This window comes from Kitasatospora sp. NPDC059812, assembly GCF_042732075.1.
In the GTDB taxonomy this organism is placed as follows: Bacteria; Actinomycetota; Actinomycetes; order Streptomycetales; family Streptomycetaceae; genus Kitasatospora.
The window spans coordinates 40,771-60,138 of record NZ_JBHWIO010000018.1; the positions used below are offsets into that span (position 1 = coordinate 40,771).

The 19,368-nt window shown below is 74.5% G+C and carries 19 protein-coding genes; 11 read left to right on the plus strand and 8 right to left on the minus strand.

All coding sequences use genetic code 11. From position 1 onward, the window contains the following. Positions 1-272: 272 nt before the first annotated feature. Both ACFV6D_RS12360 and ACFV6D_RS12365 read right to left on the minus strand, forming a co-directional pair. Positions 273-689, minus strand: a complete 417-nt coding sequence (locus ACFV6D_RS12360; RefSeq protein ID WP_380345570.1) for a hypothetical protein — start codon at positions 687-689, stop codon at positions 273-275. Positions 690-696: 7 nt separating this feature from the next. After that, positions 697-1,440, minus strand: a complete 744-nt coding sequence (locus ACFV6D_RS12365) for a hypothetical protein (RefSeq protein WP_380431151.1) — start codon at positions 1,438-1,440, stop codon at positions 697-699. A gap of 173 nt (positions 1,441-1,613) precedes the next feature. Here ACFV6D_RS12365 and ACFV6D_RS12370 point away from each other — a divergent pair, with 173 nt between their 5' ends. The 3 genes from ACFV6D_RS12370 (at position 1,614) to ACFV6D_RS12380 (ending at position 5,226) form a co-directional block, all read left to right on the plus strand. Next, positions 1,614-2,348 (plus strand): Crp/Fnr family transcriptional regulator, encoded by a 735-nt coding sequence (locus ACFV6D_RS12370; RefSeq protein ID WP_063350279.1) that lies wholly within the window; start codon positions 1,614-1,616, stop codon positions 2,346-2,348. Between the two features lie 81 nt (positions 2,349-2,429). Beyond that, complete coding sequence (locus ACFV6D_RS12375) at positions 2,430-4,961, plus strand: hypothetical protein (RefSeq protein ID WP_380559514.1); 2,532 nt, start codon at positions 2,430-2,432, stop codon at positions 4,959-4,961. Positions 4,962-4,992: 31 nt separating this feature from the next. After that, on the plus strand, positions 4,993-5,226 hold the full coding sequence (locus tag ACFV6D_RS12380) for a hypothetical protein (RefSeq protein ID WP_363370948.1): 234 nt from the start codon (positions 4,993-4,995) through the stop codon (positions 5,224-5,226). A gap of 8 nt (positions 5,227-5,234) precedes the next feature. Here the strand turns inward: ACFV6D_RS12380 and ACFV6D_RS12385 are convergent, their stop codons facing one another. Then, positions 5,235-6,029 (minus strand): FHA domain-containing protein, encoded by a 795-nt coding sequence (locus ACFV6D_RS12385; protein ID WP_380429239.1) that lies wholly within the window; start codon positions 6,027-6,029, stop codon positions 5,235-5,237. A 141-nt stretch (positions 6,030-6,170) separates the two neighbouring features. On the opposite strand from ACFV6D_RS12385, the gene ACFV6D_RS12390 reads away from it, so the two are divergent. The 7 genes from ACFV6D_RS12390 to ACFV6D_RS12420 all read left to right on the plus strand — a co-directional run bounded on the left by ACFV6D_RS12390 (position 6,171) and on the right by ACFV6D_RS12420 (position 13,455). Beyond that, complete coding sequence (locus ACFV6D_RS12390) at positions 6,171-7,892, plus strand: protein kinase (RefSeq protein WP_380559516.1); 1,722 nt, start codon at positions 6,171-6,173, stop codon at positions 7,890-7,892. A 204-nt stretch (positions 7,893-8,096) separates the two neighbouring features. Then, the gene (locus tag ACFV6D_RS12395; protein WP_063350276.1) at positions 8,097-8,285 is read left to right on the plus strand and encodes a DUF1508 domain-containing protein; all 189 of its coding nucleotides are present in this window, start codon (positions 8,097-8,099) and stop codon (positions 8,283-8,285) included. Between the two features lie 108 nt (positions 8,286-8,393). Continuing rightward, positions 8,394-9,611 (plus strand): glycosyltransferase family 4 protein, encoded by a 1,218-nt coding sequence (locus ACFV6D_RS12400; protein ID WP_380559518.1) that lies wholly within the window; start codon positions 8,394-8,396, stop codon positions 9,609-9,611. Further along, a complete protein-coding gene (locus tag ACFV6D_RS12405; RefSeq protein ID WP_380559520.1) occupies positions 9,608-10,834 on the plus strand; it encodes a glycosyltransferase in 1,227 nt (408 codons plus the stop codon). Before ACFV6D_RS12400 ends, ACFV6D_RS12405 begins: the two co-directional genes overlap by 4 nt. After that, positions 10,809-11,690, plus strand: coding sequence for an SGNH/GDSL hydrolase family protein (locus ACFV6D_RS12410; protein ID WP_380342460.1), 882 nt, complete (start codon positions 10,809-10,811; stop codon positions 11,688-11,690). Before ACFV6D_RS12405 ends, ACFV6D_RS12410 begins: the two co-directional genes overlap by 26 nt. A 108-nt stretch (positions 11,691-11,798) precedes the next feature. After that, positions 11,799-12,914: an NUDIX domain-containing protein gene (locus ACFV6D_RS12415; RefSeq protein ID WP_380559522.1), complete on the plus strand. Its 1,116-nt coding sequence runs from the start codon at positions 11,799-11,801 to the stop codon at positions 12,912-12,914. A 124-nt stretch (positions 12,915-13,038) separates the two neighbouring features. Continuing rightward, positions 13,039-13,455: a DUF6188 family protein gene (locus ACFV6D_RS12420; protein ID WP_380559524.1), complete on the plus strand. Its 417-nt coding sequence runs from the start codon at positions 13,039-13,041 to the stop codon at positions 13,453-13,455. An 80-nt stretch (positions 13,456-13,535) separates the two neighbouring features. On the opposite strand, the gene ACFV6D_RS12425 is transcribed toward ACFV6D_RS12420, so the two are convergent. The 5 genes from ACFV6D_RS12425 to ACFV6D_RS12445 form a co-directional block, all read right to left on the minus strand. Continuing rightward, positions 13,536-13,910, minus strand: a complete 375-nt coding sequence (locus ACFV6D_RS12425; protein WP_063350272.1) for a hypothetical protein — start codon at positions 13,908-13,910, stop codon at positions 13,536-13,538. Positions 13,911-13,987: 77 nt separating this feature from the next. Beyond that, complete coding sequence (locus tag ACFV6D_RS12430; protein ID WP_363370967.1) at positions 13,988-14,431, minus strand: roadblock/LC7 domain-containing protein; 444 nt, start codon at positions 14,429-14,431, stop codon at positions 13,988-13,990. 34 nt (positions 14,432-14,465) lie between these two features. Continuing rightward, a complete protein-coding gene (locus ACFV6D_RS12435) occupies positions 14,466-15,506 on the minus strand; it encodes a hypothetical protein (RefSeq protein ID WP_380559526.1) in 1,041 nt (346 codons plus the stop codon). Between the two features lie 88 nt (positions 15,507-15,594). Continuing rightward, positions 15,595-15,978, minus strand: coding sequence for a hypothetical protein (locus ACFV6D_RS12440; protein WP_063350270.1), 384 nt, complete (start codon positions 15,976-15,978; stop codon positions 15,595-15,597). Between the two features lie 639 nt (positions 15,979-16,617). Next, the gene (locus tag ACFV6D_RS12445) at positions 16,618-17,226 is read right to left on the minus strand and encodes a TetR/AcrR family transcriptional regulator C-terminal domain-containing protein (RefSeq protein WP_380559528.1); all 609 of its coding nucleotides are present in this window, start codon (positions 17,224-17,226) and stop codon (positions 16,618-16,620) included. Positions 17,227-17,437: 211 nt separating this feature from the next. Here ACFV6D_RS12445 and ACFV6D_RS12450 point away from each other — a divergent pair, with 211 nt between their 5' ends. Then, positions 17,438-19,048: an amidohydrolase gene (locus ACFV6D_RS12450; protein WP_380370297.1), complete on the plus strand. Its 1,611-nt coding sequence runs from the start codon at positions 17,438-17,440 to the stop codon at positions 19,046-19,048. Positions 19,049-19,368 lie beyond the last annotated feature (320 nt).

Consider the following 19,368-nt stretch of genomic DNA (forward strand, 5'->3'; position numbering starts at 1 on the left):
GGCGCGGGGGGGGGGGGCGGGGGGGGGGGGGGGGGGCGGGCCCCCGGGGGGGGGGGGCGGGGGGGGGGGGGGGGGGGGGGGGGGGCCCGGCCCCCGCGGGGGGCCCCCCCGCCCCACGACACCCACCGCCGCGAGGGCGAACGCGTTCACCAGCCAGCCGTAGTGCCGGTGCGGCGTGCCGACCTCGGCGAAGGCCCCGATGACGACGGCTGCGAGCAGCCCCGCCCGCACCCAGCCGTCCGTCAGGCCGTCCCGCCGGCCGTCGCCCCCGCTCACGGCCGCTCCTCACGATCGCGGGACCTCGGCCCCGAGGCGAAGTGCTGGTCACCGTGCTGCACCGCGAACACCTCACCGGAACCGGTGGCGGAGTTGACCTGGACCACGACGTCCGGCCGTTGCGCGGTCCGCAGCGTCGCCAGAGCTATGACGTCCTGGGCGAGAGCCGGGTCCCGGACGAGCAACTGGAGCAGGGCCTCGGTCCAGAAGTCCACGGCCGCGGCGTCGACCGCTCCCCTCGTGGCGGTCGACCCCCGCTCCAGCGCGACGGACAGTTCCCTGCGGCGGCTGCCGTGGGCCCGGGCGATGACGCCGCTCATCAGTCGCCTCGCCTCGTTCCACAGATCGGTGCCCATCGCGGACACCAGAGCGGTGGCTCCGCTCGCGGCCAGCTCGGCGAGTTCCTGGTTCATCGGCGCTTCAGCCCCGTTCGTTGTAGTGGATGTGCTGGCCACCTCGGCCGACGGCGAAGACCGTGCCCTTCCCCGTGGCTTGGACGAGTTGCTCCACGGCCCGCGGCTCGGCTTCCGCAGGCCGCTCGCGGGAGCCGGATTCCGGGCCGGGACCGCCGTGCGGCCCGACCGGGCTGCCCGGGTACCAGAGCCAGGCCCGTGCGGCGTACTCCTTGACCCGGACCTCGGCCGCGGTGAAGGCACCGGCTTCGAGCCCCTCGTAGCCGTGCCCGACCGTCTCCTCGTAGTAGTGCTGCGACAGCACCGCGGCCACCGGGGTGCCGTCCGGACCGTCCAGGAGCGCATGCCGCAGCGGGGGCGAGTCGAGCAGCCGGGCGAGCGCCTCGAACGGGGTGCCGGAGACCGTGCCGTCCGGATCGAGCCGAACCTCCCCCGCGTGCGCGGCGGCCCGTACCCGCAGCCGGGTGTCCGGGCCGGCGTGCCGGTTGTGCTCGCGGATCCGCGCGCCCAGCTCCGGCAGCAGCGGGACCAGCAGTCCGGCCTTGGGCAACCCGGCCGGGGCGACGAGCCGGCAGCCGTCGCCGGTGTCCACGTACGCGAAGTCCCGCCGGTCCAGCTCCGCGACGCCGAGGGCGCCGAACAGCGCGGACCGCAGCACGCCGCGGATCTCCTGCAGCCGCTGCTGACCGCGGCCCGCGGAACCCGCGATGTCGCACGCCAGCAGAGCTCGGTACTCGTACCTCGGATTCACATTCCCTCCGCGATCACGACGAGGGCCGGCGGTTCGAGGATCGAACTGCCGTCGGCACCGAATTCCCGGTGCCGACACGATGGTTAACCAGAACGTAGAGGAGGGGTCCTCGGGTAAACCGGCTACTAATACGGCTTGTCCGGCTTCGGCCGGACGAGGAGGAGGAGTGACCGATGAGCAACACACGGATGCGCGGGGCCGGGGCCTACTGGCCGACGACCGGACTGCTCGGCCGGGTCGGCGAGGCCGATCGCCGAGTCCTGCTGGAGCTCGGCCACGGCGTGGCCTACCCGGCCGGTCAGATCACCATCCGCGAGGCCGACACCTCGGACTTCTCGCTGCTCCTGATCGGCGGCACGGTGAAGGTCACCGCGCACGCACAGGACGGTCGGGACGCACTGCTGGCCGTGCGGATGGCCGGGGACCTCGTCGGGGAGTTCGCCGGGATCGACGGTCAGCCGCGCATCGGCACCGTGACCGCCTGCGGCCGGGTGCTGGCCCGCTACATCCTGCCCACCGAACTGCTGGCGTGCACGAAGCAGCACCCCGCCATCGGGCTCGCACTCAACGCGAGCGTGGTGGCCAAGCTGCGCACGGCGACCAGCCGGATCGTCGACTTCACCGGTTGCGACGTGCTCGGGCGGCTGGCCAGGATCCTGCACCACCTCGCCGTCACCTACGGGCGCCCCGGCCGCAACGAAGCCCATCTCCCGCTGTCGCAGCCGGAGATGGCCACGCTGGTCGGCGCCGCGGAGTCGTCGATCCACAAGGCCCTGCGGGCCCTGCGGGAGTCGGGCGCGGTCGTCACGGGCTACCGCAGGATCACGATCCTCGACCTGGACCACCTCGCCCGGATCGCCGCCGCGGCCGAACCGGCCGGTTCACGGGCGATCTCACCAAACAGGTAAAAGCGCCGGGTTCCGACGACGGGTCGGCGCCAGCATGACCGAGTGCCGGAACCCGAGCGTTGGAGAGGACCGGAGAAACAGATGCCAGAGAACAACGGTGCTCCGGACGGTTCCACGCGAATCCGGGCGGGCGACGTGTCCGGAACGATGATCGTCGGCAACCGGAACACCGTGACCAACCTCAACATCACCACCGGACACGGTTCGGCCATCACCGTGAACGCGGGGCCTCCGCCCAACCCGGTCAAACGTCAGCCGATCTCCCACCTGCCGCGTTCCGCCGCCGATCCGCTGATCGGCCGGGAACGGGAGCTCCAGGCACTGCAACAGGCCATCGGGGCACGCCAGTTGGTGCAGATCTGGGGCGCCTCCGGGGTCGGCAAGAGTGCGCTGCTGCGCCACCTCGCCCGCACCCTGCCGCGCGGGCCCGAGGGCGCGGCCTACATCGAAGCCGGCGGCCGGACGGCCGACGACCTCGCGCAGGCGATCTTCGACATCAGCTTCGACGCACCGAACTACAAGCCGTCGCTGGAGGTGCTGAAGGAGCACCTGAAGACCCTGCGGCTGCGGATCTACCTGGACGACGCGGGACTCGACGAGAAGGACCTGCACCGGCTCTTCGACCTGGCCGAGCACTCCACGTTCGTCTTCACCTCGCAACGCCGGTCGTCGGTCACCGGCGTCCACCCGATCCGACTCGACGGACTGGCGGCCCCGGCAGGGGTGGTCCTGGTCCAGACGGTCCTGGCCCGCGCGCTGCGGCCCGACGAAGCGCGGACCGTGACGGCGCTGTGCGACGCCCTGCACGGCAATCCGCTCCGACTGCGGCGCATCGCCCTGTCGGCCGCGACCGGCAAGGGCCTGCCGGGCATCGCCGATCTCCCCGCGCTCCTTCCCGCGCTGCTCAACAGGCTCCGGCCGGAGGAGCGGGACCTGCTGTACCTGCTCGGCTCGCTCTCCGGCGCCGAGTTGGCCGCCCGGCAGCTCAACGCCCTGCTCAGCCGGACGGACAGCGACGCGCTCGCCAGCGGGCTGGTGCGGCACGGCCTGCTGGTCGCCTCGGAAACCGGCTACGGGTGTCCGCCGGACGTCGCCGAGTGCGTGCTCAAGAGCCGGATGACGCAGTACCCCGCCGCGCCGCTCTGCCGGGCGCTCACCGCGTGGGTCGAGTCGCGGGAGACCACCCCGGACGAGGTCGCGGCCCACTTCCAGGCTCTGGACGTCGCGGTGCTGGGAGCGGAGCGGAGCGGACAGGCGCAGCTCGGCGTGGAGTTGGCCCGTGCCGCCTCGCCGAAACTGGCGCTCTCCCGGCAGTTCGACGCGTGGGGCAGCCTCCTCGGAGCCGGCTGGGCCGCCGCGAAGAGCGCGGGAGACCGCGCGGGCGAGGAGTTCTTCCTGGGGGAGGCGCGCACCCGCCGCAAGGCGATCGGCCGGGCGGCACTGACGACGACCCTGGTGCTGGAGGCGGGGGCGCTCTGGCAGGAACTCGCCGCCCTGCAAGCGCACTCGGTGGCCCACCAGGCCGCCACGACGACGATCACCGCCGTGCCGCCGATCGACCCGGCCACCACGGCACACGCCATCGGCCAGTCCCCGCTGATCACGCACCCGGTGGTCAGCCCGCCGACGGTCACCCACCCCGTCGTCCAGCCGGTCGTCCAGCCGCCGGCCGTCACCCACCCGGTCGTCCAACCACCGACCGTCACCCACCCCGTCGTCCAACCACCGCCCGTCACCCACCCGGTCGTCCAGCCGCCGGCCGTCACCCACCCCGTCCCCGCCTCCGGCGCTCCGGCGCCCGTGCACCCGCCGGGTACACCGCACGTGATCGACCTGTCCCACTCCGCCCAACAGCCCCCGCCCGGGGGCCATGTGGTCGGCGCACACTCCCCCTCGCAGGCGGCGCCGCACCGAATCGACCTCTCGGGGGCGCACCATCCGCACACCGCGAGCGCCACCACCACGTCCAGCACGGGCCACGCGGTCACCACCGCCGGCGCAGCAGCTGCCAAGGGCGGAGCAGCCCTCGCCGTCGCCTGCGTGGTCGGCGCCTCAGCCGTACTCGGCGTGGGCGCCATGGTCTACACCCAGAACCAGTCGAACCTGGCCAAGCCGGCCCAGGTCACCTACCCACCGATCCCGACCCGGCCGGTCTACACCCCCAAGCCGCCGATCCCTGCCCCCGTCGTCACACCGGACCCCGTCGATCCCGTGTGCGCAGCGGTGGCACCGGAATTGGGAAAAGAGATCCAGCAGCACAACGCCGACCTGACCGCCGTTCACAGCGCCCTCGACTCGTACAACAACGCCGTAGCCGCGTACAACTCACGACGGACCTCCACCGTTCCCGACGACAGCACGGTGAAATCCCGTATCGACATCATCCTCAAAGACCTGCGCACCAGCGAGTCCACGTTGCGGGGAGCCCTATCGCAAGCGCGGGACGGATCCGTGGTATCCGACCTCAAGGGCCTTCTGACCGCTAGCCAGCAGGAGGAGAACCAGTTCCGCTCGTTTCGGAACCATCCGTCCGGTGCCACGATCGACACGAATAGCCAGGCGTCGGCATATAACTCGGCCTGGCGCAGCCTGGTAACCCACTGCGGAGGCTGACCTCCACAGGACCAACCGAGAAAGGCCAACCATGCCTACGGAATCCACCCCCGGCACCATCCACGCCGGAGACGTCTCCGGCACCTTCATCGTGGGCGACAACAACCACGTGACGAACACGAAGCATCACCCCGAACAACCGCAGCCCCAACCGCGCCAGCAGAACTCGGCCGAGGACCAGGCCGCCGTCTTCGCCGTGGAACACGGCACCATGCACGTCACCTACAACCACAACGCCGAAGCCGCGCCCGAGACGGAGGCCTGAGAAACGCGTCAACCCTGATCGGCCAGCAACTCCAAGTCCTGGGCGTTCAGCGTCGCCGTCTTCAGCAGTTCCCTGATCAGGTTGACGCTGAGCGTCGAGCCGACCGGCTCGCCGACCTCGTCGCGCGTCAGTCCGCGCACGCCCCGTCGGCGCAGCCGTTCGCGCACGTCCTCGACCGTGTTGGCGACCGACTTGTGGGTCCAGAACTTGGTCACGTGGGGCGAGGCGTTGACCAGCCGGGCGGTCTCCTCCCAGGCCGACGGGAGCGGGAAGGCGTCCTGGCCCTCCAGGTAGCGCCGGGCGAGCGCGGTGAGCACCAGCCGCTCCTGCAGGGAGAGCAGGTAGACCGTCTCGGGGGCCGCGGTATCGGCGCTGCTCGTGGAACGGGGGTGCAGGTCGTCCCCGTCCACGACGCGGACCTCCACCAGGTGGGACCGCCGCTTGGACGAGTTGATCACCAGCGGGGTGTACCCGGGCCCGATGATCCGCTTGTGGCTGGTGAGCATCAGCACGCCGTCGGGCAGTTCGATCGGCAGATTGCCGGTGTTGACCAGCCACCAGTCGCCGTCGGTGCCGGCGCAGGTGAAGACGCCGTGCCGACGGCTGACGGTCGGGTCGTCGACACCGACCGGTACGTGCACGTCCTCGCGGTCGCGCCCGAACAGCAAGGTGTACCGGCGCGGCGGCACGGCGTACCCACCCTCCGGGCCGAGCACGAAGATCGTCCCGGGTGGCGCCGAGGGCACTCTGCCGGAAGGACTGCCCGGCGGCAGCATCTGGGGTGGGAAGTTTTCGTACGCCATCTCACATACCTCCGCCTCGGGTCGCGCCAGTGTATGAGCGCACCGGGAGGACCAGTCCTCCTGCGGGCATGCGGCGTGCCGAGCTTGCGGAACTACCAACTCCGCTTGTCCGGAGTGGACTTGCCCGATAGCCTGCCCGCCGTGAGCGAGATCAGCCGGCGAGCTGCTGCGATCGACAGCGTGGTCGCCGAACCACTCGGTCCGGGCGATCCGCAGGAGATCGGCAGCTTCAGCATCATCGGCCTGCTCGGCACCGGCGGCATGGGCGAGGTCTACCTCGGGGTCTCGGACAGGGGCTACGCCGCTGTCAAGCTCGTCCGGCCGCGGCTGGTCCCCGGCGAGCGCTTCGAACGAGAGGTCGGCATCCTCTACCGTGTGCCGCTCGGCGTCGGACCGCGGGTGCTGGCGAGCGACGCCACTCCGGAACGCCCGTGGTTCGCCACCGAGTACGTCCCCGGGCTCACGGTGGACGAGGCGGTCCGGCTGCACGGCCCGCTGCCCGCCGGGGCGCTGTGGCTACTGCTGGCCGAGACGGCCGCTCAACTGCGGGCCGTACACGCGTCCCGGATCGCGCACCGCGACATCAAACCCGCCAACGTCATGCTGGTGCACGACGGCGTGAAGCTGATCGACTTCGGCATCGCGCGCGCCGCGGACCAGGCGAGGCTCACCAGGAGCGGTGGCAGCTACGGAACGCAGGGCTTCTCGGCACCGGAACAGCAGGCCGGGGAGGAGGACGTGGCAGCGCCCGCGGACGTCTACTCGCTCGCGGCGCTCCTGCTCTACGCCGCCTCGGGTCGCACGCCCGGCACCGTCCCCGACGTGGAGCCGCTGCGCGCCGTGGACGCCGACCTCGCCGCCCTCCTCGGGCCCTGTCTCGCCGCCGACCCCGGAGCACGCCCCACCGCCGACGAGATCGTCCTGGCGACGCGCACGCACCGGCTCGCCCCTCCCCCGTCCTGGCCGCCCGAGGTCATGTCACGCATCGGCGCTCGACGTGCGTTCGCCGAAACGCCCGTCGGCAAGCTGGAGACCGTCCCGCCACCGGATACGAGCACGGACCCGAACCCCGACGTCGGGCCCGCACCCCTCGCATCACCTCGCCGCCCGCGCAAGCACCTGTTCCTGTTGCCGATCGCCGCGGCGACCGCCCTCGGCGCGGTCGCGGTGTTCGTCCTCAGCCCGTCCACCTCCCCGCAGCACCACGACGCGCAGGAGTCCGGCGGCGTGCAGGTCGCCGTCGAGCCCTTGGCCGGGACGACGCAAGGACCCTCCGCGAGCCCGAGCGCCTCGATCTCCGCCACCGCCACCGCCACCGCCGAACCCTCTCCCCCGCCTTCAACCGCCCCGGCCGCCACCACGCGGGCACCCTCCCCGAGCCTGCGGCCCTCGACCTTCGCTGCCGCCAAACCCGCTACCCAGCCCCCGACCACCCCGCCTGGCGAAACGGCCACCCCACCGAACACGGCCACCGCCGCACCCTCAACGGCCGCCCCCAGCCCCACCTCGTCATCGATCCGCGGCATCAACGGCAGCGACGACCCGGCACAGGTCAAGGGCTCCGAGGCGGACACCGACTGGCTCGGCCCCACCGCCGCCTGTTCCGCCTGGCTGGACGACAACGGCTCCGGCTCGCTCGCGGGCGTGCTCAACACCTCCCTGGGCCAAACCTGCGTCGCCGAGCTCGCCCGCAGCGACGGCATCACCTACACCTTCCGCGCCTCCTTGGGCGCCGCGAAGACGAGCTTCGTCCCGGACATCGGCTACACGATGTGGATCTGCGTGTGGAACGCGAACAACCGATCCGGCGAGCAGTGCTCCGCTCGCTTCGGTATGAACGGCACCACCCCGGTCCGCCGGTGAAACGAGGCTTCCGCAAGGAGCGCTCCCGGGCCACCACGCCCAGCCGCCCGCAGGCCCACAGCTCCCCCGCGAGCACCGCCTGACCCGAACGGGCCAGGTGGGCAGGGCCGGATGACTCGGATGCCCCAGCCGGCGGGCGGAGCAACCGGGCTGGCCCTACGGTGCGGTGCGAGGGGGTCACCTGAACGGAAGGCTGTTACAGGCATGGCTGGAAAGTTCGAGCTGTACAAGGACGAGAGCGGGATGCACCGCTTCCGGCTCAAGGCGAGCAACGGGACGGTCATCGTCACCGGGGACCCGCACGAGAGCAAGGACGAGTGCCTCAGGAGCATCGAGTCGCTCCGCAAGCTCGCGCCGTACGCGGAGCTCAAGGAGGCGGCCGGGTCGCACTGAGGCGGCGCGGTGCGGGCGCGGGTCGGCGGTGCAAATCGCCGACCCGCGTTCGCTTGTACGACAGATCCCTTTGGCCGGGTGCACGCCGGGCGCGGACAGAACTCTGGCATGCGCGTCGTCATCGTCACCGAATCCTTTCCGCCCGAGGTCAACGGAGTCGCCCACAGCGTGCTGCGGACGGCCGAGCATCTGGTCCGCCGGGGCCACCAGCCACTCGTCGTCACCCCCGCACCCGCGCGGGGCGCCGCGTGCCCGCCGCACACCTTCGGCGGCTCCGAAACGGTGGAGCTGCCGGTGGTGCGCATTCCGTCGGTGCCGCTGCCCGGGTACCCGCAGGTGCGGATCGCGCTGCCGAGCCGGCAGCTGGCGGCTGCCGTCGCCGGGCACCGGCCGGACATCGTGCACCTGGCCAGCCCGTTCGTGCTCGGCGCGCGCGGGATGCAGGCCGCGGCCCGCCTCGGCGTCCCCGCCGTGGCCGTCTACCAGACCGACCTCGCCGGGTACGCGCACGCCTACCGGGCCGGGCGGGGCCTCGGGGAGGCGGCCGCCTGGCGGCGGATCCGGGCCGTGCACCGGGCCGCGGCCCGGACGCTGGCGCCGTCCACCCCCGCCGCCCAGGACCTCACCGCGCACGGGGTGCCCCGGGTGCAGCTGTGGCCCCGCGGGGTGGACTCGGTGCGGTTCCACCCCCGGCACCGGGACGAGGCGCTGCACCGGGCGCTCGCCCCGGGCGGCGAGGTGCTGGTCGGGTACGTCGGGCGGCTGGCGCCCGAGAAGCGGGTCGACCTGCTGGCCGCCGCGTCGGCCCTGCCCGGGGTGCGGGTGGTGGTGATCGGGGACGGGCCGTCCGGGCCCGGGCTGCGGGCCTCGATGCCCGGCGCGGTCTTCCTCGGCCGCCGGACCGGCGAGGAACTGGCCCGCTGTTTCGCGACCCTGGACGTGTTCGTGCACACCGGCCCGCTGGAGACCTTCTGCCAGACCATCCAGGAGGCGATGGCGAGCGGCGTGCCGGTGATCGGCCCGGCCGCCGGCGGCCCGCTGGACCTGGTCGCGCACCACCGGACGGGCCTGCTGGTGCCGCCCCGGGACGGCGCCGCGGTGGCCCGGGCGGTGGCGGAACTGGCCGCCGACCCCGGGCGGCGGGCCGCGTACGGGCGCGCCGGACGGGCCGAGGTGACCGCGCGGACCTGGGAGGCGGTCGGCGACCTGCTGCTGCGGCACTACGCGGAGGTCCTCGCCGAGCACCGGGGCACACCGGTGGCTCCCCCTGCCGCTCCCCCGGCGGTCGTCGAGCCGGTCGCCGTCGTGGAGGAGCTGCCGGCATGACGGACACCGCCGACCGCGAGCCACTGACCATCGTGCGGCTCGCGAACTTCGTCACCCCGGTCTCCGGGGGCCTGCGCACCGCGCTGCGCCACCTCGGCGCCGGCTACCTGGCCGCCGGGCACCGGCCGGTGCTGATCGTGCCCGGGGAGCGGCGCAGCGAGGAGGAGTGCGAGCAGGGCCTGGTGGTCACCCTGCCCGGGCCGGTGCTGCCGGCCAGCGGCGGCTACCGGGTGCTCACCGACCGGCGGGCGGTGGCCGCCGAACTGACCCGGCTGAAACCCGACCGGCTGGAGGTGTCCGACCGCACCACGCTGCGCTGGACCGGCAGTTGGGCCCGGCGGCACGGCGTCCGCTCGGTGATGGTGTCGCACGAGAGCGCCGTCGGGCTGCTGCGTACCTGGGGGCTGCCCCGCCCGCTCGCCGACGCGGCCGCCGACCGGCTCAACGCGGCGACGGCCCGTACGTACGACGCGGTGCTCTGCACCACCGACTGGGCGGCGGCGGAGTTCCGGCGGATCGGCGTGCCCAACCTGGTCCGGGCCCCGCTCGGCGTGGACCTGGACGCGATGCGCCCGCTGCCGCCGGCCGCGCGGGCCCTGGAGCGGGCACGGTACTGCGGGCCGGACGACGTGCTGCTGGTGCTCTGCTCCCGGCTCTCGGCCGAGAAGCGGCCCGAACGGGCCGTCGAGGCGCTGGCCGCGCTGCGGGCCCGGGGGCTGCCGGCCGTCCTGGTGGTGGCCGGGGCCGGACCGCTGCGGGACCGGCTGGCGGCCCGGGCGGAGCGGCTGCGACTGCCGGTGCGCCTCCTCGGGCACCTGGGCCGGCGGGAGGAACTGGCCCGGCTGCTGGGCTGCGCGGACGTGGTGCTCGCGCCCGGGCCGGTGGAGACCTTCGGGCTCGCCGCGCTGGAGGCGCTGGCCTGCGGGACTCCGGTGGCGGTCAGCCGCTCCTCCGCGCTGCCCGGTCTGATCGGCCTGGCCGGGATGGCCGCCGCCGACACCGGGGCCGGATTCGCCTCGGCGGTACGGGAGTTGCTGGCACGCCCGGAGCAGGCGCGGCGGGCCGGCGCCCGGGCCCAGGCCGAGCGGTACGGCTGGCCGGCCGCGGTGGCCGCGTTCCTCGCGGCCCACAGCGTTCGAAACCCCGGCATGCGGAACCCCGGCGTGCGCAACCCCGGTGCGGTGGAGGAGGGTTGGGATGAGCGTGCTCGGCACCGGGCGTGACCGGTCCGCGGACGGCCGCCCGGCCACCAGCGGGCCGGTGCGGTTCGTCGCGCTCGGGGACTCGCTGACCGAAGGGGTCGGGGACCCGGTCGGCGAGGGGTGGCGCGGCTGGGCCGCCGTCCTGGCCCGGTCACTGGCACCCGAGGGCGGCGTCGAGTTCACCAACCTGGCGTGCAGCGGCGCCCTGACCGCTGATCTGACGAATCGTCAACTCCCCGCCGCACTGGCACTGCGGCCGCGGTTCGCGGCCGTGGTGGTCGGCGGCAACGACACCCTACGGGCGGGCTTCGACATCCGGCGCACCACCCTGGAGCTGGACGCCACCCTGGGCGAACTCTCCAGCCACGGCGCCGTCCTGCTGACCGCCTGCCTGCCCGATCCGGGCACCCTGCTCCGCCTGCCCGCGCCGCTGGCCCGACCGCTGGCGCGGCGGATGCAGGCCGTCAACACCGTCGTGCACGCCCTCGCCGCCCGGCACCGGGCGGTGCACCTGCACATCGCCGAGCTGCCCTGGTGCGCGCAGCGCCGGCTGCTCAGCGTCGACCGGCTGCACCCCAGCGCCGAGGGCCACCACCTGATCGCCCGCCGGTTCCACGAACTGCTCGCCGCCGCCGGCCACCCCCTCGGCCCGCCGCCCGTCGACACCCCCGCCGAGGCTCCGCCCGGCCGGGCCGCCGACCTGTGGTGGATGGCCACCCAGGGCACCCGCTGGGTCGCCGCCCGCAGCACCGACCTGCTGCCCGGGCTGCTCGCCCTGGCGGCGGCCGAAGGCCTCGCCCGGCTGCGCGGGTCCAGCGGGCGGCACGACGAGCAGATGGCCCGCGCGGCGGCCCAGGCCCTCGCGTCACTGGGGTGAGGCGGCGCGGGCTCGGCTAGGACGGCTCGTGGGGGGAACCATGAAAGGGGTCCGCCGAGTCGTCGGGGGGACACGGCCTTCGAACCGGGCCTGACGGAGGGAGCAGCGGTGGACGCGTCATCCGGGAGCGGGCGGGAGTTGCTGGCGGCGGCGGGGGTGCTGTTCCCGGACGAGCGGGGGCGGGTGCTGGTGGTGCGGTTGCCGTACGACCGGAAGCATCCGGTGGCGATCCCGGGCGGCGGGTGGGAGCCGCAGGACCGCTCGCCCCGGGAGACCGCGCTGCGCGAGGTGGTGGAGGAACTCGGGTTCACGCCCCGGCTGGGGCCGCTGGCCTGCGTCGACTGGACGCTCGACCACTTCCGGCCGCCGATCGCCGCGTACCTGTACTGGGCGCAGCCGATCACCGCCGAACAGGCCGCGGCGATCCGGCCGGACGCGGCGGAGGTCGGCGGCTGGGCCTGGCTGACCCCGGAACAGGCGGGCCACGCGCTGCCGCCCCTGCTGTCCCGCCGGGTCACGGCCTGCCTGCGGGCGCCGCGGTCGGCCGGTCCGCTGGAGCTGGAGGACAGCAGGCCCGTGGGGCACACCCTCGACCACCTGCCGGCGGACGAACCGCCGCCCGCGTACACCGGGCTGGCCGACGCGCCAGCCCTGGGCTCCGCCCCCGGCGGGCCCGGGTACGAGCCGCCGATGGACCGGGCCACCTACATCGCCACCCGCCCGCGGATCCGGGCCAAGGCGCGGGCCCTGTTCACCGACGACGCCGGGCGGGTCCTGCTGGTCCGGCTGCGGCCGTGGGACGGGCCGCGCGGCCGGGTGCCGTACTGGACGCTGCCGGGCGGCGGGATCGAGGCGGACCGGGAACTGCCCCGGGCGGCCGTCCGGCGCGAGATCCGCGAGGAACTCGGCTGGGAGGTCGAACCGGGGCGGCTGCTGGCGCTGGACTGGCAGCCCGGGGCGGCCGCCGACCCGGAGGCCGATCCGGCGACCGGGCGGGACACCGCCGTGCTGGTGTCCGTGTTCGACGGGGGCACGGTGACGGAACGGATGCTCGGTTCGATCGCACTGCCGGAGGAGGAACTGGTGGAGTGGCGGCTCTGCGGCCCCGCCGAGGCACGGGCGCTGCTGACCGGCCCGTCCTGGGCCCGGACGGCCGCCGCGCTGGCCGCGCGGGAGCGGGCGGGCGGGCCGGCCGAGCTGGTGCGCGGACGCGCCGCCGGGTAGCGGCGGGCGGGCGGGTCGAGCGGGTTCAGGAGGGTTCAGGAGGGCGCGGCAGGGGGACCGGCCGGTCGGGCGGGGCTGTTGGGCAGGGCGGACAAGGCCGGGTCGGGTGGGTCACACTGGGGCCATGCAGAACGGGATCACGCAGCACGGGATCACGGAGGCACTGGCCGGCCGCCGGGTGGCGTCGGTCAGCGGCGGCGACCGACTGGACCTCACCCTCGACGGACCGGTGACCGTCCGGGTGGCGCACGAGTTCCGCCTCGCCGCGCCCTCCTTCACCGCCCCGGCGGAGGTCGAGCACTACTTTCCGGCGCTGACCGTCCGTCCGACCGGCACCCTGCTCGCGCTCGTCGGCCGGACCGTCGACACCGCCGAGATCACCCTCGCCGGCGGCCTGGAGCTGGCCTTCGCGGAGGGCGGCGCGCTGTCCGTCCCGCCGCACGCGCAGCTCGCGCCGTGGAGCGTGGAGACCGCCGAGGGGGCGGTGTGTACGGGGCTGCCGGGCGGCGAGGTCCGGTGGACGGCGCCCGGCGCGGCCTGAGCCGGCGCCGGGCCGACGCGTCGTCCGGTCGGACTCTCCGACCTGTCCGAGCTTTTCGAGCTGTCCGCCTGTCCGACCTGTCAGACCTCCAGGTCGGCCTCGATCCTGGTGAGCTGGTGGCGGGCCATCGCCAGGTTGGCCCGCGCCTTGTCCAGCGCCAGGTAGAGGAAGAGGCCCTTGCCGGTGCGGCCGGCGAGCGGCCGGATCAGGTGGTACTGGCTGCTGAGGGTGATCAGGATGTCCTCGATCCCGTCCTGCAGGCCGAGCATGTCCATGGTGCGCATCTTGGCGCGGACCACGTCGGTGTTCCCCGCCGCGGCCACGTTGAGGTCCAGCCCGCCGGGGCCGTCGAGGGTGGCGAGCGCCATGCCGCTGTTGTAGTCCACGAGTGCCGCGCCGATGGCGCCCTCGATGCTGGTCATGGCCTGCTTGAGCGCGCCGGCTGCGTCGGTCATCTGGGTAACTCCCTTTCGGTGGTGGGGTGCTGGGGTGATAGGTGCGGTCGGGCCGGGGGCCTGGCCGGTCAGGCCGGTCAGGCCGGGTCGCGGGGGTCCTTCGGCAGGAGGCTGTCGCTGAGCAGCCCGGCGATCCGCTGGGCCGAGCGGCGGGCCTCCAGGTGCAGCCGGCCGACGTTGACGTCCGGGTGCGCCAGCAGGGCCAGCACGCAGCTGCCCCCGGCCGCGTAGGTGGCGACGTAGCCGTGCTCGCCGCGCACCAGCGACTCGCGGAACTCGCCCTGGCCGGTGGTGTCGGCGAGCCGTTGGGCCAGCGACAGCGAGGCCGCCGTCATCGCGGCCAGGCCGGAGGGTTCCGCCCCGTGGGTGTCGTGCGCGACCAACAGGCCGTCCACGCTGGCCACCAGGCCACCCGCGAGGTGCGGGACGCGCTGCTTGACGGCGCGGAGCTCGGCGAGCAGTTCGGTCTCCAAGGCGATCAGTTGTCTCCTTCCGACACGCTGCTTGAGCACCCGCCTCATGGCCGGGACGGCGGGGTCGCGGGTGGAGAGTGGTTCAAAGTCGGGCCTCCAGAAGGGTTCGGACCCGGGTCAGCAGCGCGATGTCCGGGTCGGGGACGGCCAGCGGCGGGTGGGCCGCTGCCGTGGTGGGCGGGCGATCGGAGCGGGTGGGGGCCACGGGACCGGACGGCGTGGCGCCGGTGAGGGTGGCGCCGGGGACCCGGCGGTGCAGGCCTCCTCCCGGCGGGCGAGCGGGAGCCGGCGCCTCGGGAGCCGACGCCTCGGCTTCCGCGACGGGCGCCGCGGGCCTCGGCGCCCCAGGTGCCACGGGCGTCACCGGTGCCACAGGTGTCGCGGCGCTCGGTGCCACCGCCGGCGCCACCGCCGGTGCGGCGTGCCGCGGGGCGTCGAGCAGCCCGGCGGCGGCCAGGCGGCGGACGTCCGCCGTGACGCCGAAGCCGGACCGGCCGAGCAGGCGCGCCAGGTCCGCCGGGGTTCTTCGGCCGTCGGCGTGGTCCAGCAGTTCGCGCCGGCGGCGGCCGGGCGGGCGGTGCGACGGCCGTGGGACCGGCACCACCGGGCGGACCGGCGCGGTGTCGAGCTGCGGCCAGGGCCAGATGCGTTCCAGCAGCCGGCCCCGGCGCTCGACCTCGCGGCGCAGCCGGCCGGGGTCGACCGTGGCCACCGGGCCCAGCCAGTGCCGGGCGTCGGACTCGAACCGCCAGACGCCGCCGGTCCGGTCGGCGAGGACGAAGAACGCGGCGTCGAAGAGCGTGCCCAGGTGGCCGAGTTCGAGCTCGCCCCGGGTGAGCAGCCGCCGTTCGACCAGTGCCTCACCGACCCGGGCGCGCGGGCCGTCGAGCCGGAGCAGCTCCGCCCACTGCCCGGGGGTGATCCGGCCGCAGCCGGTGAGGAGTTCGGCCAGGCCGGGCGCGCGCGGGGAGTCGGCGTGCGCCACCTGGCCGTCGACGAGGTGCAGGCTGCCGAGCGGGCCGCACAGGGCGCCGGTGGCGCGGCGGGCCGCGAGCAGGCCGAGGGCCTCGCCGGGGGTCTGCGGCGTGGCGGGCGGGCGGACGGCGGCGGGCGCGGCGTTCATCGGGGCCACCGCCCGGTGGAGCGCGGGCGGCGGGGGCGGCCCGTCCGGCGTGCTGGCCGAAACCCGATGGCCTCGGCGGGCGTCCCGCTCACCCCAGCACCAGTTCCTCGGCGAGCGCCTGGAGGCGGTAGCGGGCGGCGGCGAGGTTGCCTTGGGCGCGGTCGAGCCAGAGGTGGAGGACGAGGCGGCTGTCGAAGACGGTGTCGATGAAGCAGATGAGGTGGTAGCTGCGGCCGGCGGTGACGATGACGTCCTGTAACGGCGACCGCCGGTCCTCCGCCCCGGTGAAGGTCTGGCTCTCAACGGCCGCCCGCACCAAGTCGGTTGTCTCGGCAGCCGCGGTCTCGTGGTCACCGGTCGGGCACTCGCCGAGGCTGCCGAGTGCGAGTCCGCTGCTCCAGTCGACCAGGCTCGCGGAGCGTGCCCCGGAGATCGACATCGCTCCGGCGAGGCATTCGTCGATACCCGGCACACCGGCTCCTTCGAGGGGGTCTGGGCAGCCGGGCGCAGCACGGCACGGCCGGGCCGCCACCAGCAGTGGCGGGCTCGACACGGAAGGCTACTGCCGGATTGCATATGACGAACATTCCAATGGCATATTCACATCAGTAGCGTCCACTTCCGGCCAAGGTGTGACAAGGCGTCAGCCACCGCTGCCGGGCGAACCCGCTGGCCCGGGGACGGTCGCGGACCGCAGCCCACCGCCACCCGCCGACCACCTGGCAGGGGAGCTTGGCCGAGAACCGGCCGCACGGCAGGGTTTCGACCGCCGACATGCGATAGGGGCCCGGGCAAACAGGTCTACACCACCGGGTCGCCGCCCGACTGCCGCCGGAGCTCCCGGACATGACGAAGGGGCCCGTTCCGCTGGACGGAACGAGCCCCTTCGGGTGGAGCGCCAGGCCCGGGTCGCACGGACTCTTCCTACTGAAAGTAGGACGTGCTCTGGTAGCACCGCTGACGCCTGCTCGGGAGTTTGTTTCCCTCCCGACGAGAAGAACATTAGCAGGTCATCACGCCTGCTCAGAAACCGGATGGAGGAACGGGACCGGACCCGGCGGAACTGCGGCGACCCGACCCCGGCGCGCCCCGGCTCCAGCACGGAGGGCGGTCAGGGCAGCAGCGCCCGGTAACCCGCGATCAGGGCGGTGAGGCCCAGCTCGAAGGCCCGGTCGGCGCGTTCGCGGCCGGCGGGGACGGCATCGAGGGCATCGGCCAGGCGAGGGGTGGCGTCACGGTCGACGGCGTCGACCATGACGTCCGGGGCGACCAGGTCGAGGGCGGAGCCGAGGATGAAGCTCTCCAGGGCAGTGATCACGCCCATCACGTCCCGGGCGGCGAAGCCCGCGCCCTCCAGGGTGGCGACGGCACGCTCGTACAGCTCGTGCATGAACGATTCGGCGAGCGGGGCGGTGGCGAGCAGGCGGACGATGCCGGGGTGTTCGGCGAAGGCGTCCCGGTAGGCGTGCGCCCAGGTGCGCAGCGCCGCGTCCCAGCGCTGGTCCCACATCGACTGCTCGCCGATGGTGCGGACGAGTTCGGCGCGCATCAGGGCGACGATCTCGGCCCGGCCGGCGACGTGGTGGTAGAGCGCGGAGGGGCTGACCTTGAGGGCGCCGGCGAGGCCGGGGATGGTGAGGTCGCCCGACTCGTCGACCAGCCGCAGCGCGGTGTCGACGATGCGCTGCCGGTCCAGCAGGGGTGTGCGCGGCCTGGCCATGCCGGTTCCTCGTCTTTCGGGGAGTTTTTCGGGGAGCCCTTCAGGGAGCCTTCCGGAGAACTCTCAAGATCATCGTTACCCAAGCGTTACTGAATGGCTTTCAATAAAACTCTTCCGCACCCGCCGGTGCCGCGCCTACGGTAACCGAACCCCATTCGGTTTAGGCAGGCCGCCCTCGTCGCCTGCCGCGACCCGGAGAGGACGCTCCCCCATGCGTGCCGACACGATCTTCACCGGCGGCCGGATCCACACCGGAGACCCCGCCCACCCCGCCACCCACGCCCTCGCCGTCACCGCCGGGCGGATCACCGCCCTCGGCGACGCGGCGCTCGCCCTGCGCGACGACCGCACCGAGACCGTCGATCTGGCGGGCGGCGCCCTGTTGCCCTCCTTCGGCGACGGCCACCTCCACCCGCTGATCGGCGCCATCGGGCTGCGCGGCGTGCCGGTGCGCGACTGCACCAGCCTGGAGGAGGTCGTCGAGGCCGTCCGCACCTGGGCCGCCCGGCACCCCGAGGCCGAGTGGATCACCGGGGACGCCGTCGACCCGTGGCTCGCCGAGGGCGGCCTGTTCGACGCCCGGCTGCTCGACGCCGCCGTCCCCGACCGGCCCGTCCTGCTGCGCACCATGGACCACCACACCGGCTGGGCCAACAGCGAGGCGCTGCGCCGCGCCGGGTACGGGCCGGACACGCCCGACCCCGTGGGCGGCGAGATCGTCCGCCGCCCGGACGGCGCCCCGCTCGGCACCCTGCGCGAGTTCGGCGCCCTCAACCCCGTCCTCGCGCTCGTCCCGCCGCTCCCGCTCGCCGAGCAGGTCGCCGCCCTGCGCGAGACCACCGCCGCGCTCGCCGCCGCCGGGCTCACCTGGCTCCAGGACGCCTGGATCGAGCCCGCGCAGGTCGACACCTGGCTCGCCGCCGTCGCCGAACACGACCTGCCCGTCCGTGCCGGGCTCGCCCTGCTGCTCGAACCGGACGGCTGGCGCGCACGGCTCCCCGCCCTGGCCGCCGACCGGGAGCGGGTCGAGGCCGGCGGGCGCGGCCGGCTCACCGCCCGGGCGGTCAAGTTCTTCGCCGACGGCGTCGTCGAGTCCGGGACGGCCGCCCTGCTGGCGCCCTACAGCGACTGCCCGCACTCCCACGGCGTCGCCAACTGGACCGGCGCCGAACTGGCCGACGCCGTCACCGCCGTCGACGCGCTCGGCTTCCAGCCGCACATCCACGCCATCGGCGACCACGGAGTCCGGATCGCCCTGGACGCCGTCGAGGCCGCCACCCGCCGCAACGGCCTGCGCGCCCGCCGCCCGGTGATCGCCCACGTCCAGCTCGTCGACCCGGCCGACCTGCCCCGCTTCGCCGAACTCGGCGTGATCGCCAACTTCGAACCGCTGTGGGCCCAGACCGACCCGCTGATGACCGAACTCACCCTCCCCCGGCTCGGCCCCGAGCGCGGCGCCCGGCAGTACCAGATCGCCGCCCTGCTGCGCGGTGGCGCTCGGGTCTCCTTCGGCAGCGACTGGCCGGTCACCCGTTACGAGCCGCTGGCCGGTCTCGCCACCGCCGTCACCCGGCAGACCCCGGACGGCCTGCCGGCCGGCGGCTGGCTGCCCGAGGAGCGGATCGGCCTCACCGAGGCACTCGCGGCGTACTCGGCGGGCGTCGCGCACCAGGCCTTCGAGGAGACGGAGTGGGGCGTGCTGCGCCCCGGGATGCGGGCCGACCTGGTGCACCTGGCGGCCGACCCCTACGCGGTGCCGGCCGCCGAGCTGGCCGCCGTCCCGGTGGCCGGGACCTGGCTCGGCGGCCGCCGCACGCACTGACCCCCCGGGATCCCCCCGTACCCCGCCCGCCGGAACGCCCCCCACGGCGTCCGCTCCCCCGTCGACCGCCCGCACCCGATCGGCGGCCGACCGCTCTACCCTCGTCCGTACGACCCCAGGAGAGCTCCCCCATGACTCTGCCCTCCGACGCGGCCTCCCCGACCGCACCCGGCTCCCCCCGCACCGGCCCCGACACCGGCCGCGCCGGACCCAGCGCCGGGGGCCGGCCCCCCCCCCCCCCCCCCCCCCCCCCCCCCCCCCCCCCCCCGGGGGGGGTAAAAAAAAAACACCCCCCCCCCCACCCACCACACACGGGGAGC

Bases quoted from the DNA above. Each gene is read 5' to 3' on its own strand.
- ACFV6D_RS12380 (WP_363370948.1), top strand. From the start codon at position 4,993: ATGCCTACGGAATCCACCCCCGGCACCATCCACGCCGGAGACGTCTCC.
- ACFV6D_RS12405 (WP_380559520.1), top strand. From the start codon at position 9,608: ATGACGGACACCGCCGACCGCGAGCCACTGACCATCGTGCGGCTCGCG.
- ACFV6D_RS12410 (WP_380342460.1), top strand. From the start codon at position 10,809: ATGAGCGTGCTCGGCACCGGGCGTGACCGGTCCGCGGACGGCCGCCCG.
- ACFV6D_RS12445 (WP_380559528.1), bottom strand. From the start codon at position 17,226: ATGGCCAGGCCGCGCACACCCCTGCTGGACCGGCAGCGCATCGTCGAC.
- ACFV6D_RS12395 (WP_063350276.1), top strand. From the start codon at position 8,097: ATGGCTGGAAAGTTCGAGCTGTACAAGGACGAGAGCGGGATGCACCGC.
- ACFV6D_RS12360 (WP_380345570.1), bottom strand. From the start codon at position 689: ATGAACCAGGAACTCGCCGAGCTGGCCGCGAGCGGAGCCACCGCTCTG.
- ACFV6D_RS12425 (WP_063350272.1), bottom strand. From the start codon at position 13,910: ATGACCGACGCAGCCGGCGCGCTCAAGCAGGCCATGACCAGCATCGAG.
- ACFV6D_RS12370 (WP_063350279.1), top strand. From the start codon at position 1,614: ATGAGCAACACACGGATGCGCGGGGCCGGGGCCTACTGGCCGACGACC.
- ACFV6D_RS12400 (WP_380559518.1), top strand. From the start codon at position 8,394: ATGCGCGTCGTCATCGTCACCGAATCCTTTCCGCCCGAGGTCAACGGA.
- ACFV6D_RS12430 (WP_363370967.1), bottom strand. From the start codon at position 14,431: ATGAGGCGGGTGCTCAAGCAGCGTGTCGGAAGGAGACAACTGATCGCC.
- ACFV6D_RS12420 (WP_380559524.1), top strand. From the start codon at position 13,039: ATGCAGAACGGGATCACGCAGCACGGGATCACGGAGGCACTGGCCGGC.
- ACFV6D_RS12385 (WP_380429239.1), bottom strand. From the start codon at position 6,029: ATGGCGTACGAAAACTTCCCACCCCAGATGCTGCCGCCGGGCAGTCCT.
- ACFV6D_RS12450 (WP_380370297.1), top strand. From the start codon at position 17,438: ATGCGTGCCGACACGATCTTCACCGGCGGCCGGATCCACACCGGAGAC.
- ACFV6D_RS12375 (WP_380559514.1), top strand. From the start codon at position 2,430: ATGCCAGAGAACAACGGTGCTCCGGACGGTTCCACGCGAATCCGGGCG.
- ACFV6D_RS12435 (WP_380559526.1), bottom strand. From the start codon at position 15,506: ATGAACGCCGCGCCCGCCGCCGTCCGCCCGCCCGCCACGCCGCAGACC.